13 protein-coding genes are annotated in these 14,729 nt (G+C 63.1%); 2 read left to right on the top strand and 11 right to left on the bottom strand.

Annotated features, from left to right (window positions below):
- Positions 1–46: 46 nt before the first annotated feature.
- Complete coding sequence (locus AC4BCN_RS11530) at positions 47–646, bottom strand: glutathione S-transferase (RefSeq protein ID WP_490493341.1); 600 nt, start codon at positions 644–646, stop codon at positions 47–49.
- Positions 643–1,500, bottom strand: a complete 858-nt coding sequence (locus AC4BCN_RS11525; protein ID WP_490493340.1) for an alpha/beta fold hydrolase — start codon at positions 1,498–1,500, stop codon at positions 643–645. Before AC4BCN_RS11525 ends, AC4BCN_RS11530 begins: the two co-directional genes overlap by 4 nt.
- A gap of 99 nt (positions 1,501–1,599) precedes the next feature.
- Between AC4BCN_RS11525 and AC4BCN_RS11520 the strand changes: the two genes are divergently transcribed.
- Positions 1,600–2,463 carry a LysR family transcriptional regulator gene (locus tag AC4BCN_RS11520; RefSeq protein WP_490493339.1) on the top strand — a complete coding sequence of 288 codons (864 nt, stop codon included), beginning with the start codon at positions 1,600–1,602 and terminating at the stop codon, positions 2,461–2,463.
- A gap of 59 nt (positions 2,464–2,522) precedes the next feature.
- Here the strand turns inward: AC4BCN_RS11520 and AC4BCN_RS11515 are convergent, their stop codons facing one another.
- From AC4BCN_RS11515 to AC4BCN_RS11480, 8 genes are all read right to left on the bottom strand, one after another.
- Positions 2,523–3,671, bottom strand: a complete 1,149-nt coding sequence (locus AC4BCN_RS11515; protein WP_490493338.1) for an ABC transporter permease — start codon at positions 3,669–3,671, stop codon at positions 2,523–2,525.
- On the bottom strand, positions 3,668–4,849 hold the full coding sequence (locus tag AC4BCN_RS11510; protein WP_490493337.1) for an ABC transporter permease: 1,182 nt from the start codon (positions 4,847–4,849) through the stop codon (positions 3,668–3,670). The genes AC4BCN_RS11515 and AC4BCN_RS11510 overlap by 4 nt, the downstream gene beginning before the upstream one ends.
- A 6-nt stretch (positions 4,850–4,855) precedes the next feature.
- Positions 4,856–5,830 (bottom strand): HlyD family secretion protein, encoded by a 975-nt coding sequence (locus AC4BCN_RS11505; RefSeq protein WP_128139808.1) that lies wholly within the window; start codon positions 5,828–5,830, stop codon positions 4,856–4,858.
- Between the two features lie 2 nt (positions 5,831–5,832).
- Positions 5,833–7,242, bottom strand: coding sequence for a TolC family protein (locus AC4BCN_RS11500; protein WP_485879573.1), 1,410 nt, complete (start codon positions 7,240–7,242; stop codon positions 5,833–5,835).
- 177 nt (positions 7,243–7,419) lie between these two features.
- The gene (locus AC4BCN_RS11495) at positions 7,420–9,030 is read right to left on the bottom strand and encodes a bifunctional aspartate transaminase/aspartate 4-decarboxylase (RefSeq protein ID WP_070304267.1); all 1,611 of its coding nucleotides are present in this window, start codon (positions 9,028–9,030) and stop codon (positions 7,420–7,422) included.
- A 55-nt stretch (positions 9,031–9,085) separates the two neighbouring features.
- On the bottom strand, positions 9,086–10,774 hold the full coding sequence (aspT, locus tag AC4BCN_RS11490) for an aspartate-alanine antiporter (protein ID WP_490493336.1): 1,689 nt from the start codon (positions 10,772–10,774) through the stop codon (positions 9,086–9,088).
- 56 nt (positions 10,775–10,830) lie between these two features.
- Complete coding sequence (gene aspT / locus AC4BCN_RS11485) at positions 10,831–12,513, bottom strand: aspartate-alanine antiporter (RefSeq protein WP_490493335.1); 1,683 nt, start codon at positions 12,511–12,513, stop codon at positions 10,831–10,833.
- Between the two features lie 273 nt (positions 12,514–12,786).
- On the bottom strand, positions 12,787–13,572 hold the full coding sequence (locus AC4BCN_RS11480; protein ID WP_490493334.1) for a substrate-binding periplasmic protein: 786 nt from the start codon (positions 13,570–13,572) through the stop codon (positions 12,787–12,789).
- 334 nt (positions 13,573–13,906) lie between these two features.
- Here AC4BCN_RS11480 and AC4BCN_RS11475 point away from each other — a divergent pair, with 334 nt between their 5' ends.
- Positions 13,907–14,170 carry a heavy-metal-associated domain-containing protein gene (locus tag AC4BCN_RS11475; protein WP_070304264.1) on the top strand — a complete coding sequence of 88 codons (264 nt, stop codon included), beginning with the start codon at positions 13,907–13,909 and terminating at the stop codon, positions 14,168–14,170.
- Between the two features lie 31 nt (positions 14,171–14,201).
- Here the strand turns inward: AC4BCN_RS11475 and ubiT are convergent, their stop codons facing one another.
- Positions 14,202–14,729 (bottom strand): ubiquinone anaerobic biosynthesis accessory factor UbiT, encoded by a 528-nt coding sequence (gene ubiT / locus AC4BCN_RS11470; RefSeq protein WP_139092413.1) that lies wholly within the window; start codon positions 14,727–14,729, stop codon positions 14,202–14,204.

Raw genomic sequence — 14,729 nt, 5'->3', positions numbered from 1 at the left:
ATTATTGCACAAGCCGCCTGCAATTACCGGTTCGGATGAAAGCAGATTAGCCCGCCATCGGCGTAGCCAGAAACACCGGCTGCCGCTCGGCCAGCGCCGTCAGCGCGGCCACGGCCGGACAGTCGCTGGCCGCCATCACGTCGGGCACCATCTGCTGAGCAAAACTCCAGGCCACCGCAACGGTGATGCCGGCCATACTCAGGCAGTTCGGCGCCTCTTCGCGCAATGACGCTTCCAGCTGCCGCCAGGCCCCATGCAACTGCAGCTGGATCCGGTCCAGCCAGGGCTGGTGCTGCTTTTCCTGCGGGCGCAAGCGCCGCTCATAGACGATCTGCACGGCTTTGTCGCAGGCCGCCAAAGCATAGCTGGTCTGGCACAGCGCGCGCAGGCGTGCAGGCTCCGGCCTGATGCGGGGCGCATGCGCGGCCAGCTCCTCCAGATATGCGAGGATCAGGCTCGAGTCCATCAGCACCTGGCCGTCGCCGGTGACCAGGGTCGGCACTTTGACGGCAGGATTGATCGCTTGTACCTGGTCGAAATCGGAAAACACCGACAAGGGCCGGTGTTCATGTTCCAGGCCCAGCACTTTCATGCCAATGGCAACGCGCCTGACGTAAGGCGAATCGAGCATTCCGATCAATATCATGGCCCCCTCCTCTCCATCTGATGAATAAACGCGATCACTTGTGCCGCGACGGCCGCTGGCGCATCTTCCATCAGGAAGTGCCCGGCCTCGTCAAACAGGTGCAAGGTGGCGCCGGGAATATCGCGCTGCAGGCGATGGCCATAAGCGACCGGCTGCCACTCGTCCTGCCTGCCCCATAAGACCTGTACCGGCAAGGTCAACTGCGGCAGTTTTTCGGTAAAGTCCATCGTATGGCAGGCGTTATAGTGGGCCACCTGATGCTGGTAAAACGAGGGCTGGCCCACCACGCCGCACAGCGGCTCCAGGTAAGACCGCAGAAGCTCGCCCTGCATCCTGTCCTTGTGAAAAACGGCCATGCCCAGCTGGCGCGCCATCGTGGCGCGATGCTCGCTGGCCGGCATCAAAGCACACCTGGCGAAGTCATCGCGCAGATGCTTCCAGGTGGGCGATGGCCAGGAATCGTAGCTGGGCGCGTCGGCGATGCTCAAGCTGCGCAGGCGCGCCGCATGGTCGAACGCCAGGCGCAGCGCAATGGCGCCGCCGATATCGTGGCCGAACAAGTGGGTGGTCGGCAGTTGCCAGTGGTCGAGCAAGGCCGCCAGCACGGTCACCTGCGCCGCTACCGAGGTATCGGCCTCGACGGGCCGCTCGGATCGTCCGAAGCCCAGCAAGTCATACAGGTGCACGTGGAAACCGGCATCGACGAACAGCGGCACCAGTTCGCGCCAGATAATGCTGTGCGCCGGCGTGCCATGCACCAGCACCAGCGGCGCGCCTGCGCCATGGATGCCGGTGGCGATACGCTGGCCGTGGATCAGGGCGTGGCCATTCAACAGCGGTTCTTGACTCGTCATCAGATGTCCTTTTGTTTGCAGAACCTGCAGGCTAAGGCTAGACTGAACATGACGCCAGTGACATTCTTTTTACTTTTAATCCAACTTTTGTCATAACCCATGAATTTGCGTCTATCCGTCGACGCCCTGCGTGTGTTCAGGGCCGTGGTACAAACCGGCAGCATGAGCCAGGCCGCCAGCCTGCTCCATCTGAGCCAGTCGGCCGTCAGCTGGAAAATCAAGCGGCTGGAGCAGCAGCTCGATTGCCAGCTGCTGGCGCGCAGCGGCGGGCTGTTTGGCACGACCGACCAGGGAGCCGTGCTGCTGCGGCATGCGCTCAACATACTCGACGCCCACGATGACGCCGTCGCCCATTTTTCGCCATCGGCGATGCAAGGCCGGCTGCGCATCGGCGTGACGGAGCAGATTTCATTGGCGGACGTGTGCGCGGTGCTGTCGCAGTTCTCGCATCACCACCCCAAGGTGGACGTGCAGCTGGTGGTGGAGCAAAGCCAGGTATTGCGCGAACGCTTTGCCGACGGCGTGCTCGATGTGATTTTGCACCAGGATTTTGCCGGCAAGGCGGCGCCGGGAGACACGCTGTTATGGACAGAAACGCTGCATTGGTGCGCTGCCTCGGCAGAGCAGGCTTTGCCGGGAGAAACCGTCAAGCTGATCACCTACGGGCCGCACTGCTTTTACCGCCGTCTGGCCGAGGAAAAGCTGGGCCAGGCCGGCATGGCCTGGAGCGTGGGCCTGGAATGCCCATCGGTGGCGGGCATGCTGACCGCGGTTGCCGCCGGCCTGGGCATGGCGGTGGTCAATGAACGCAAGCTGGGCCAGGGCGTGCACCGGCACGCGGCACTGGAACGGCTGGCACCGCTGCCCCGCGTCGACAGCCTGCTGCGGGCCAATGACAACCTGCCCGACCCCTTGCGTGACGGTTTTTGCCAGCTGCTGCTGGCGGCATTGCAGAAAGCATGATGGATCCCTTCGCTAACGATGCGGCAGTTGGGGCTCCGGCTCTTTCCCTGGTTTCGTGATCACCGTTGTTGGACGATGGGCGCTGGCGCCTCGGCGCGCCAGCGCCACCAGCCCAGCGCCACGCAGGCCACGAGCAAGGCCAGCAAGCCCGCCACTTCATGGCGGATTTCATACAGCGAGGCGCCCATCTGGTTGAGCGCGACAAAGCCCTGGATGCCGGCCGTCGAAGGCAGCAGCCAGCGCAGCCATTGCAGCACGACGGGCATGGACGACACGGGCCACGTCAGGCCCGCGAGGAACAGCACGGGCATCGACGTGGCGATCATCAGCTGCGTGCCCCGCTCGCGCGTGCGGAACAGCATGCCCAGCAGCATGCCGAAGGCCGCTTCCGCCAGCGAAAACAGCACCAGCAGCAGGAGCATGCCGCCAAAGTTGCCGCCACGCGGGTAATCCTGGAACCAGAAGACAAAGCCGAAGAAATAGCAGCAGTTGAGGAAAGCCACGCAGGCAAACGCCAGCAGCATGCCCGCATAGCCGCCCGCCGTGCGCTTGCCTGTCACGGGGAAACTCTTGCGCTGGTACCAAGTGCCGAACAGCATGGTCATGCCGATCAGCAAGGTCTGCTGCACGATCAAGGTCGCCACGCCCGGCACGACATAGGCGCCATAGCCTTCCTTGACGTTAAACAGGGGCACGGCGTCAAAGGCGATGGGCGAGCGCTGCGCATTGGCCTGGATACCCGATGGCGTGCCCGCCCCCAGACGTTTCAATTCGATACCGGCCGACACGGTGCCCACCACTTCGGCCAGGCCGTTCAAGGCCACCTTGTTGAGCATCAGATACAAGCCGTTGCCCGCCACTTGCGCGTGGGCGGCGCGTCCGGCCAGCACGTCCGTCTGCAAGCCGTCGGGAATGATCAGCACACCCATGACCTCATCGCGCCACAATAAATCCTGCGCGACGGGCAGGTCCGGCGTGACGGCCACGACTTGCAGCGACGGATGGGCCATGGCAAAGCGCGTCAGCTGGCGCGACATGGCGCTGCGGTCCTGGTCGACGACGGCCACGGGCACGCGCTGGACGATTTCCGTCGAGTATGGCAGCGGATAAAAGAAGGAATAGATGATGCCGCCGATGAACAGCAAGGTCAGCGCGCCCTTGTCCGTCAGCATGGCGCGCCAGGTGGCGATAAACGCAGGCCACATCATGTGCGTCCCCAGGCGGCTGGCGCATTCGCGCGGCGCGCCAGCAGGAACACGCCCACGGCGCCGCAGCCGATGGCGATACCGGCCAGTATCAACATTTCCTGCACGCCATAACGCCATGGCGCGCCGGCCAGCCAGTATTTCGTTTGCAGCTGCAGATAATGCGTGAGCGGCAAGGCTTCCGCCCAGGCGCGGGCCGGTGCCGGCATGGCCATCAAGGGAAAAGCCTGGCCCGCAAACGCGAAGGCCGGCGCCGTGATGAAGGCGGCGCCCGACAGCGCCAGACGCAGGGACAAGGTGGCGCCGATCAGCAGGGTGGCCAGGCCGCAATAGGCCAGTACCAGCAGCAGCATGCTCAGTAGTAACGCCGGCAAGCTGCCCGCCACGGCCCAGCCACGCGCCAGGCTGAAGAACAACAAGTACAGCAGCGCCAGCGCGCAGTAGGCGATGAGGGGAAACAGCAGCTTGGCGCCGATGGCGCGCAGCCAGCTGCCATCGGCCGAGGCCAGCCATTGCGGCACCGTGCCGTCGCGCAACTCGCGTCCTATGCTCGTGACGATGGCGACGACGATGAAAATCTGCAGCATGGCCGGCATCAGGGCCAGGGTCAGGAACGCTTCATAGCTGATGTTCTCGTTGTATAAACTGTTCAAGGTCGTGCGGATCGGTTCGAACTGGGCGGCAGCCTGCACGCCCGACATGCCTTTTTTTGCGCGCGCCGTCATCTCGATGCCGGCCGACAAGGTCGTGCTGACCGTGCGCACGTCGCGCAGCAAGGCGCCCGCGTGCGAGGAAAATTGCGCGTTGTACAGCCATTGCACGGTGGCTTGGCGTCCGCCCAGCAGTTCCCGCTCGAAATCGTCGGGGATCAGCAGGTAGCCAAACGCCGTGCGCTCGCGCAAGCGATGCAAGGCTTCGTCGCTGGACGCCACTTTCGCCGCCACCTGGACACCGGGCGAGACGTCGAGCCAGCGCGTGAGCTGGCGCGACAAGGTGGAGTTATCGTTGTCGATGACGACGATGGGCAAGTCGCGCGCGATGCCGGCCGAAAACACCAGCCACAGCATGCCGCACAGCACGACCGGAATCCAGCTGAGCATGCCAAAGTCCCAGAAGTCGCCGCGCAAGCGCCGCCACTCGCGTGCCAGCGCCGAAACCGGCTCTTTATCCGCTTCGTTCATCTAGTATCAGAGCGGTGGAAACACGACCGACATGCCAGGACGCAAGCCCTCGACCTTGATGGCGGGACGCAAGCGGATTTCAAACGTGCGCAAATCCGTGCCGCCCGGACGGGCCGCGCGCCACGTGGCGAAGTCCGGCAGCACGGCCACGGAGCTGACCTTGAAACTCAGTTGCTGTTTCAAGGCCGGCACATTGGCCGTATGCGTGCTGCCCATGCCAAACGCGGCCATTTCATCTTCGCGCACTTGCAGCACGGCCCAGGCATCGTCGAGGTTCACCAGGGTAATCACGGGGAAACCTTGCGGCGCCAGTTCGCCCGGCTGTATCTGGATCTTGCTGACCTGGCCCGCCACGGGCGCGGCGATCTTTGTTTCGGCCAGGGCAATCTGCGCTTCCGTCAGCACGGCGCCCACCTGGCGCGCCTGGGCGGCGGCGGCCGTCTTGTCTTCGGGACGGGCGCCCTTTTGCGCCATGTCATATTGCGCACGGGCAGCTTGCGCCAGCTGGTCGGCGGCACGCCATTGCGCTTGCGCCTCGTCGCGTTTCTGCTGGGCGATCACGCCTTGCTCGTACATATTGTTGACGCGGGTGTACGTCGTTTTGGCAATGGTGGCCCCCGTTTGTGCCCGCTCCCAGTTGGCTTTCGCGGCCGCGACTTCTTCCGGACGCGCCCCCGCTTGCGCCTTTTGCGCCACGGCATCGGCCGCTTGCGTGGCGGCCGTCGCTTGCGCGATCTTCGCATCCACTTCCGGGCTCGTCAGCTGGAACAGCAGCTGGCCTTTCGGCACCGTCTGGCCCAGTTTGACGTACAGCTCGCCCACCCGGCCCGGCACTTTGGACGAGACATTGACTTCCTGCGCATCCATCTGTCCCTGCAAAGGCAGGCGCTGCGGCTGGAATGCCTGGTACAAGCCCCAGCCGACGAAGGCAAGAACAATGACGGCGGCGCCGATGGCCAAGGGTTTTTTGGAGGTACTCATTATTATTTGTCCACAGGTAATTGGATATCGGCCGCGGCGGCCAGGCTGCCCAGGCGCTGCGTCTCGCCCGTCGCTTCCAGCAATTGCGCCAGCCCCATCACATAGTTATAGGCCGTCTGCGCGCGCTGGGTTTCGACCTTGGCCAGGTTCAGGCGCGCGTCGACCACTTCCAGCGACGTCACTTGCCCTTGCTGGAAAGCCACCGTTTGCAAGCGGATATTCTCGCGCGCCAGCTCCACCGACGAGGCCGTTGACAAATACTGGATGCGGGCATTTTCCAGCGCGCGCCAGTTCTTTTCGATCAGGGTGGGAATGTCGCGCTCGGCCTGGCGGGCCACCACTTCCACCCGCTCCTGGTCCAGCTTGGCGGCGGCGATCATCTTGCCCGTATTGATGCGGTGCACGAGCGGCACAGACACGACGAGGCCGATGGCCCAGTTCGAGCGCACGAGCTTTTCGTTGCCGCGATTCAAATTGTAATTACCGATGGCAAACACGGTGGGTGCGTATTCCTTGCCATGCAGCTTCAACGCTTGCTCGGCCTGCACGCGCTTGCTGTCGATCTTTTTCCAGTTCGCGTTTTCGCGCATGCCCGTGCTGATAAACGATTGCAAGGTGCCGACGGGCAAGCTGTTGACGAACAGCGGCGTGCTGGGCAGCACTTGTGTATTGACGGCAAGCAAGCGGTCTAGCGCCACTTGGGCGATTTCCTCGTCGCTGCGCGCCTGCGCTTCGTCGCTGCGGGCGCTGTCGAGGGCCACGTCGGCGCGCAGACGTTCCGCGCGCGAAATCAGGCCGCCCTTTTCCAGCCTGGCCGCGTCGCGCTGGTGCTGCGTTACGCCGGCCGTCACTTCGGCCCGCACGGCCACCACTCTTTTTGCCAGCAGCAACTGGAAATAGCGCTGCGCCACCAGGGTGGCCAGCTGCTCTTCCGCTTCCGTGCGCTCGGCCTGCGCGGCCAGGGTCAGGCTCGATGCGAGGCCCTTGACGGCGTCCAGGCGCCCGCCCGTGTAGATGGGCCACATGCCCAGCAAGCCAAACGACGTCAGGTCCGTTACCACTTCGCGGTTCAGGGAATTGGGAATGTGCGGCGTGGGCAAGCCGGGAATCGGCGGCAGCACGGATTCGATACCGCCCACCACGCCGGCCAGGCCGCTCGTATCGATATTCAAGTCCGTCGACAAGCGGCCGCGAAACGCCGTCAAGTCGACGGATGGGCCGTCGATATTCGACAAGGCTTCCGCCTTCAGTGTTTTTGCGCGCACGTCGAGCGCGGCGCCCTGCACGGCGCCCGAAGCCCTGGCCGCTTGCTGCAGCGCTTCGTTAAAGGTCAGCGGTTCCGCCTGGGCGGGCATGGCCGCGCCCAGCGCGCCGGCCAGCAATAATGATAAGTGTCCTTGCAATCTGCCCATGTAGCGTCCAGTCAATGAATGAGGGGAAAGCACGGGGTTGCCATGTTTATACTTTCACAATAGCAATTATATCTACGGATGTCCATTCCAGCCTGCACTATTGGTTACCGGGACTGGCACATGAAAACGGGCGCCTCTTGCGGGGCACCCGTTGCGGTCAAGCCTCTACCAAGCTAGTTATTTCTTGGCCTTTTTGCCGCCCTTCTCTTTTTCCTTTTCAAACACGGCAAAGAACTCGGACGCCATGTTGCGGATGGCGCGGCCGATGTTGGCGTAGTCGTATTCGTTCAGGTTGGCCAGCGATACGCGGCCGGACGGGTGCGTTGTGCCGAAGCCGCGGCCCGGCAGCAGGATGACGCCGGTTTCCTCGGCCAGACGGAACAGCGCTTCGTTCGGTTTGAGTTTTTTCAGCAGCCACTGCGAAAACTCCACGCCATGCATCTGCGCGGCCAGCGATTCCATGTCCAGCAGATGGTAGTAGCGCACGGAATTGGCGTCGTGCACCATCGGCAAGCCCAGCTCGCGGTACAGCGCTTCCTTGCGGCGCAGCACGATGCGCTTCATCGACTGCTTGTACTTTTGCTCTTCATCCATCAGCGAGAACAGGGAGAACAAGGTCATCTGCGCCTGCACGGGCGTGGACAGGCCGGCAGTGTGGTTCAGCGCCACCGTGCGGCTGTCGGCCACCAGGCGGTCGATGAATTTCAGCGCGCGCGGCTCCGTCGTGATCGAGTGATAGCGCGCATCGAGCTGCTTCTTGATAGTTTCCGGCAACTTGGCAATCTTGGCGTCGAGCACATTGTCTTCATGCGTGGCCACTACGCCCATGCGCCAGCCCGTCGCGCCGAAGTATTTCGAGAACGAGTACACGAGGATGGTGTTGAACGGGCAAATGGCGAACAGCGAGACGAAATTGTCGGCAAAAGTGCCATACACGTCATCGGTCAAAATGATCAGGTCCGGGCGCTTCTTGATGATCTTGGCGATGTATTCCAGGGTGTCGTCATCGATCTTGACGGATGGCGGATTGCTGGGGTTGACGAGGAAGAAAGCTTTTACTTTCGGGTCCAGCAACTTGTCCAGTTCCTTCTTCGTGAATTGCCAGTTGTTCGATTGCGGCGCATCGATGTGCACGGTGTTCAGCTTGTAATCGTTCAGCTGGGGAATTTCGATGTACGGCGTAAAGATCGGCATGCCCAGGGCGATCGTGTCGCCTTCCTGGATGATGTGGTTCGATTTCAGGCTGGCGAACAGATACGTCATGGCGGCCGTGCCGCCTTCGACGGCGTACATGTCGAAGTTGCCGACGAAGGGATGGTCGCCCACCATTTCACGGTGGATATACTGGCCGACGATTTTCTCGGACAGGCGCAGCATGCGGTCCGGCACGGGATAGTTGCAGCCGAGGATGGCTTCGCACATCTCGTAGAGGAAGTCGCCCGCGCTCAAGCCCAGCTGGTCGCGCACGTACGACACGGCTGCCTCGATGAAATGCACGCCCGGGTTGCCTTCATGCTTGCGCACGAAGATTTCAAAGCGCGCCTCGATGCCGTCGCGCGTGGGGAAACCGCCCACGTCGTCCATGTACACATAGGAACGTTCCGCTTCCGTCATGGCGAACTGGCCGAACTGGAAGAAGCCGTGGCGCGGCGTGGTCGCCAGGAAATTCGGGTTGCCGCGGCCCGCATTGAGCATCAAACGGTTGCTTTGCTTGGCCGTCTGGATCAGCGCATCCTTCAATTCGAATGGGCTCAACAGGGCGAGTTTGCTTGGGTTACTGAAATCCATTTTTGCTACTCCTTTAGACAGACAATGTGCAGGGTTCTTGCAAATACGTGCAGACTCAGACGAAGGCCACGATGAGCGGCCCCAGCAAGGTCAGGAAAACGTTGGCCAAGGCATACGTGATGGCAAACGGTACGGTGGGAATCGAGTTTTGCGCCGCGTTCAGCACTTCGCCGAACGCGGGATTGGCGCTGCGCGAGCCGGACAAGGCGCCCGCGAACACGGCCACGTTGTCATAACGCAAGATGTAGCGGCCGATCAGCATGGTCAAGATCATCGGCAGGATGGTCACCACCACGCCGACGCCAAACAGGGTCAGGCCATGTTCGCGCACGGTTTGCACGGCTTGCAGGCCGGACGTGAGGCCGACGACGGCAACGAAGCCGGCCAAGCCCAGGTCCTTGAGGATTTGCACGGCGCCGCTGGGCATGTAGCCGAACGTCTGGCGCTTGGCGCGGAACCAGCCGAATACCAGGCCCGATAGCAGCACGCCGCCGCCGCTGCCCAGGGTCAGCGGAATCGAGCCGATGCGCGCCACCAGCAAGCCCACGAGCAGGCCGACGACGAGGCCGGCGCCCATGTAGACGAAGTCCGTCTTGGCGCTCGGCACGATCATGTAGCCCACTTCGGCCGCCACGCGCTTGACGTCCTGCTCGGCGCCATAGACGGTCACCACGTCGCCCGTCTGCACGACGGTTTCCGCCTGCATGGGCAGAATCTTGCCCATGCGGCTCAGCTGCACGACAAAGATGCCGTGACGCACGCCCGGCGCCGTCGCGCTGCGGATTTCGCCCACCGTCTTGTTGTGGTAAGCCTTGTTGGTCAGCACCATGTCGCGGCGCTGCATCACCAGTTCCATGCCTTCGACGGCAAGCAATTCCTTGCCCAGCTGGGAAGAGACGCTGAGCATGGCTTCGCGCCGGCCCACCAGCAGCACGATATCGTCGGCCGCCAGCACCAGGTCCGGGCTGACGTCGATGATCTGGCCATTGCGTTTCACGCGCTCGATGGTAATCGCCGTGTTCGGATGGGCGCTTTCGATCTCCTCCACGGAACGCCCGGCACCGGGGCCCACTTCATAGATGCGGCCGATCAAGTCGGGAGCGGCCGGCGTCTGGCCCGGCCCCAGTACTTGCACGCCAGCCTGCAGCGCCGTTTCCGCCTTGATCGCATCTTCGCGGATGGTGCGTCCCATGAGTTTCGGCAAGATGTTGACACAAACGATGATGGCGCCAAACGAGCCGAACACATAGGTGACGGCATAGCCGACGGCCACATTGCCCTGCAAGCGCGCCACTTCGTCGGCCGCCAGGCCCAGCTTGGTGATCGCGTCACCGGCCGTGCCGATGATGGCCGACTGCGTCAAGCCGCCCGCCGCCACGCCGGCCGCCAGGCCCTTGTCCAGGTCGAACATCTTGGCCAGGATGACCACCGTCAGCAGCGCCGTCACGGCCAGCACGACGGCCAGGATGATTTCGCGCACGGACTGGCGCCCCAGGGAATTGAAGAACTGCGGTCCGCTTTCATAGCCGACCGCATAAATGAACAGCGCAAACAGCACCGACTTGACGCCAGGATCGATGGCGACGCCCACCTGGCTGACGAGTACCGCCACCAGCAATGAACCGGCTACCCCGCCCAGCTGAAACGAGCCGAACTTGATCTTGCCGATGTAGTAACCCACTGCCAGGGAGAGAAACAAGGCAATTTCAGGCGACTTCTTGAATAACTCATGCAACCATTCCATGCGGACCGCCTTTCATGTTGAAGGAATTCTTTACTGCTTGTGCTCTTGCAGGCTGCTCACGCGTGCACCGACCCGGCCAGGGCCACGATCAGCGGCCCCAACAGGGGCAGCACCACGTTCGAAATGGCATAGGTAATCGTGTAGCCCAGCAAGGGCGTGGAATTGCCGGCCGCGTTCTGCACGGCGGACAGGGCCGGCGTGCTGCACTGCTGGCCGGCGATGGCGCCCAGCAGCACGGGCGCTTCGAGCTTGAGGAAAAAGTGGCCCACCAGCAGCGACAGCGAAGCGGGAATGACGGCGATCAGCACGCCCATCAGCGGCAGCGACAGGCCGTACTGGCGGATCAGATCGATCGCCTGCGGCCCCGACGCCAGGCCCACGCAGGCGATGAAGGTGGCCAGGCCGATATCCTTCATCATGTCGAGCGCGCTGGGGTGGATGCCCGGCATGCCCGGTTTGCGCGCCTGGTACCAGCCGAACACGAGGCCCGTCAGCAAGGCGCCGCCGCCCGTGCCCAGCGAAAACGGGATGCCGCCCAGCTTGGCACTGAAGCCGCCGATATACACGCCGAGCACGATGCCGATGCTGGCGTAGACGATATTGCTGCGGTCGCCCGTAGGCACGCGCTTGCCGATGGCGGCCAGCGCCGTGTTCAGTTCGCGCCCTTCCGTCGTGCCGTACAGGCGCAGCACGTCGTCGCGCTGCAATGCAAGGTCCGGCAGCGGCGGCATGCTGTGCTCGCCACGGACGACGGCCGCCACGTGCACGCCCGAAGGCAAGGCCAGCTGGCGCAAGGGCTGGCCGACCAGTGCGGCTTGCTGCAGCACCACTTCGACGGCGGAGACCGCCATGTTCAAGCCCGTCGTATCGGCAAATTCCTCGCCCAGGATGGCTTCGGCCGCCACCAGCGCGGGACGGTGGCCGATCACCAGCACTTCGTCGTTGTTGCGCAGGCGCAGTGCGGGTTCCAAGGGCAATACCTTGCCATGCCGGCGCACGCGCGTGATGCTGGCGCGGCCCGCGAAAATATGCTGCAAGGCGTCGAGACGGCGTCCCGCGCCGCGGCTGATGCGGTAAGCGCGGCCCACCATTTCCGGCGTCGCCTGCACGCCGTCGCCATCGGTCTGCGCGCCGCCCATCTTTTCCCACAATTTATCGGCTTCCTCGCGCAGGTTGACGCGCAGCAGCAGCGGAAAAATCTGGCTGGTGACGATGACGATGGCGATCAGGCCGAAGATATACGTGATGGAATACGCGGTGACCACGTTGGCCTGCAGCTCGGCGATGCGGGCGGCCGGCAGCGCCAGTTTCGAGATGGCGTCCGTGGCCGTGCCGACGACGGCCGATTCCGTCGCCGCGCCCGCCATCATGCCGGCCGCCGTGCCCTGGTCCAGGCCCAGGAAACGCGTGGCCAGCAACACCAGCGCCAGCACCACCACCACTTCGATCAGGCACAACAGGCCCAGGCGCAAGCCCTTGGCATTGAGGTTGGCAAAGAACTGGGGACCGCCCGCATAGCCGAGGGCAAAGATGAACAGCATGAAAAAGACATTCTTGACGCTGGCGTCCAGGGTGATGCCCAGCTGGCCGATCAGCAGCGCGGCGATCAGGGTGCCGCACACGCCGCCCAGCTGGATGGGACCGAAGCGTATCTGCCCTACCCCGTAACCGAGCGCCAGCGCCAGGAACAGGGCCAGTTCCGGCACCTGGTGCAATACCGACGTGATCGACTCGAGCATGGGCAAACCTTCGAAAAGATAACGGATGGTTACAAGGGAACAGAGCGTTCGGCGGCTGGCGGCAGCTGGCTGTTGAACGGGCGCACGGATCCGGCACGGCACCGGCGTATCACCGCTTGTGCTGGGAACGTATTGCAAAAGTGTTGCAACGTGGAATTATGTTCGGCGAAAATTTTATAAGTGTCAACAGGTGTTCTGTTGAACTCGCTTTGCGTTTCATCAAACATCATGCGCACGATTGAAGCGCCTGTTTGACACTGATCAATAAAACTATTAGTAATGTTTTGGACGATACCAAAGTGCTTTGCGCGCCAGAGGCGTCTCTTCGGGCAGGTCCGGATTGACCAGCTCCAGCACGTGGCGCCGGGACAATTTCAAACCATCGGCGAAGCGGCCGAAATGGCGCTGGAACAGCTGCGCGAAACTGCCATCGGCCAACATTTTCTCCAGCCCGATTTCAATATGGCGCGCCAGTTCCGGCCGGTGCTTGCCGACAAAAAAGTACAGCGCGGCCGGGTAGCGAATGACCAGGTGAGTATCGAGCGCCAGCGGCAATTGCGCATGGCTGGCCAGCTCGCTTTGCGCCTCGATCACGGAACGGGGAAAGTAATCGATGCGCCCCGCCGCCAGTTGCTGGAACAGGCCTTCATAGGTGCTCGAGGTATTGAGGCGCAAGCCGTTCGCCTGCAGGATGGCGGAATCGGGCCAGTCGCTCATCTGGCCGGCCGACAGCCGCGCCAGGGCGGCGATGCTGCGCACGTCGCGCAGCAACTGCCGCTGGCGCGCCCGGATCAGGGCCACCCGCCAGCCGATCAGGCCGCGGTCGATGGGGATGCGCACCGGCAGCAATTGCGTTTCGCGCGCGCGGCTCGTCATCGTCCAGACGACGTCGACGCTGCCCGACGCCGTGGCGATTTCCTGCATCGCGCGCGTCTGCACCATGCGCAGCGCGGAGCGGCGCAAGACATAGGCCTGGCCCGAACGGGCCAGCGCCTGCTGCAGCAGGGCCGTCACATAGCCTTGCTGCGGATCATCGATCGCCTGGTGGCGCGGATACACGAGCGGCCAGCGGCGACGACTTGCCGGCGGCGGCAGCGCCCAACGGCCACAGGGCGGCAAGCTTGAGCAGGGGGCGGCGCTGCATGGCCCCTCCTTTCCAGCGCTTTCATCAGCGTTCTTATCAGAATGACAGTATCGCGCAGCAGAGTACGCTTGTCGACTGGAATACGGCAACTGTGTATAAAACAACAGCACTTTCAGGCTGGCCAGCAGCGATTGAAATTAATCCAGATCAATAAAACCGCAAATAGAAAATAAATCTTGCGTGCGGCTCTGGACGGCATGCTTGCCCCTCGCCTACGCTCTTTTTTTATCTGAAAAACAAGAGGAACCCATGCAGACAGCGCGCTTGAATATCATTGGAATGGATCACGAAGGCTGCGCCGACAGGCTGACGGGCGCGCTTGAAGCCGTCACGGGCGTGGCGACCGTCTGCGTCTCGCTGGCGCGCCACGGCGCCACGGTGCAATTCGACGAACGCCTGGCCACGCAGGAACGCCTGCTGGCCGCCGTCAACGACGCCGGCTTCATGGGCGAAGCGACGGATGAAGTACAGCTGGCCTCGTGCAGCGGCGCCTGCGGCCACTGCCGCCATTGAATGCCGCCACTGCGCGCAGCCAGTTCCCAACTTACCCTCCCCGCGCGCCCCGGTCGCGCAGATGCGCCAGCACGCGGCGCGGTCCCAGCGCCTGCAGGTCGAACGGCGGCAGCTCGATGGCATCGAGCGTATTCTTGAACAGCAAGCCCAGCTCCGTATCGCCTTCCAGGCTCAAACGGCGGCTGAAGAACAGGGTGTCCGGATCTTCCTGGCGCCGCGCCAGCAGCATCAAATCATGCACGCTGGCGGCGATGCACAGATCCGGCACGTCCACATAGCGCTCGGCCACGAACACCGTTCCCTGCCACTCGAAATCGAAGGCGATGCCCGCGTCCAGCAACCGCAGGCGCAGGCTGCGCCCTTCCAGGCTGCTTCGCACGTCGTCGGGCAATTGCGGCGCCAGCAGGCGGTTCAAGCCTTGCACGAACAGCCACGAGGCGGGATACGGCGGCAGCTTGGACAGCAATTCGGCCAGTGGTTCGGGCAGCCTGTATGACGCGGCGGGCTTGCTCATGGGAGGCTTGGCCGGGGCGGGCAATCTTTCCAGTTGGTCTTGCAT

The organism is Janthinobacterium sp. Bl 1 (assembly GCF_058215535.1).
Note: the sequence above shows the minus strand (reverse complement) of the source record. Positions and strands in the feature narration are given on the sequence as shown.

Excerpts from the sequence above, each read along its gene's own strand:
- AC4BCN_RS11530 (WP_490493341.1), bottom strand. The coding sequence starts at position 646 with ATGATATTGATCGGAATGCTCGATTCGCCTTACGTCAGGCGCGTTGCC.
- AC4BCN_RS11525 (WP_490493340.1), bottom strand. The coding sequence starts at position 1,500 with ATGACGAGTCAAGAACCGCTGTTGAATGGCCACGCCCTGATCCACGGC.
- AC4BCN_RS11520 (WP_490493339.1), top strand. The coding sequence starts at position 1,600 with ATGAATTTGCGTCTATCCGTCGACGCCCTGCGTGTGTTCAGGGCCGTG.
- AC4BCN_RS11515 (WP_490493338.1), bottom strand. The coding sequence starts at position 3,671 with ATGATGTGGCCTGCGTTTATCGCCACCTGGCGCGCCATGCTGACGGAC.
- AC4BCN_RS11510 (WP_490493337.1), bottom strand. The coding sequence starts at position 4,849 with ATGAACGAAGCGGATAAAGAGCCGGTTTCGGCGCTGGCACGCGAGTGG.
- AC4BCN_RS11505 (WP_128139808.1), bottom strand. The coding sequence starts at position 5,830 with ATGAGTACCTCCAAAAAACCCTTGGCCATCGGCGCCGCCGTCATTGTT.
- AC4BCN_RS11500 (WP_485879573.1), bottom strand. The coding sequence starts at position 7,242 with ATGGGCAGATTGCAAGGACACTTATCATTATTGCTGGCCGGCGCGCTG.
- AC4BCN_RS11495 (WP_070304267.1), bottom strand. The coding sequence starts at position 9,030 with ATGGATTTCAGTAACCCAAGCAAACTCGCCCTGTTGAGCCCATTCGAA.
- aspT (WP_490493336.1), bottom strand. The coding sequence starts at position 10,774 with ATGGAATGGTTGCATGAGTTATTCAAGAAGTCGCCTGAAATTGCCTTG.
- aspT (WP_490493335.1), bottom strand. The coding sequence starts at position 12,513 with ATGCTCGAGTCGATCACGTCGGTATTGCACCAGGTGCCGGAACTGGCC.
- AC4BCN_RS11475 (WP_070304264.1), top strand. The coding sequence starts at position 13,907 with ATGCAGACAGCGCGCTTGAATATCATTGGAATGGATCACGAAGGCTGC.
- ubiT (WP_139092413.1), bottom strand. The coding sequence starts at position 14,729 with ATGCAAGACCAACTGGAAAGATTGCCCGCCCCGGCCAAGCCTCCCATG.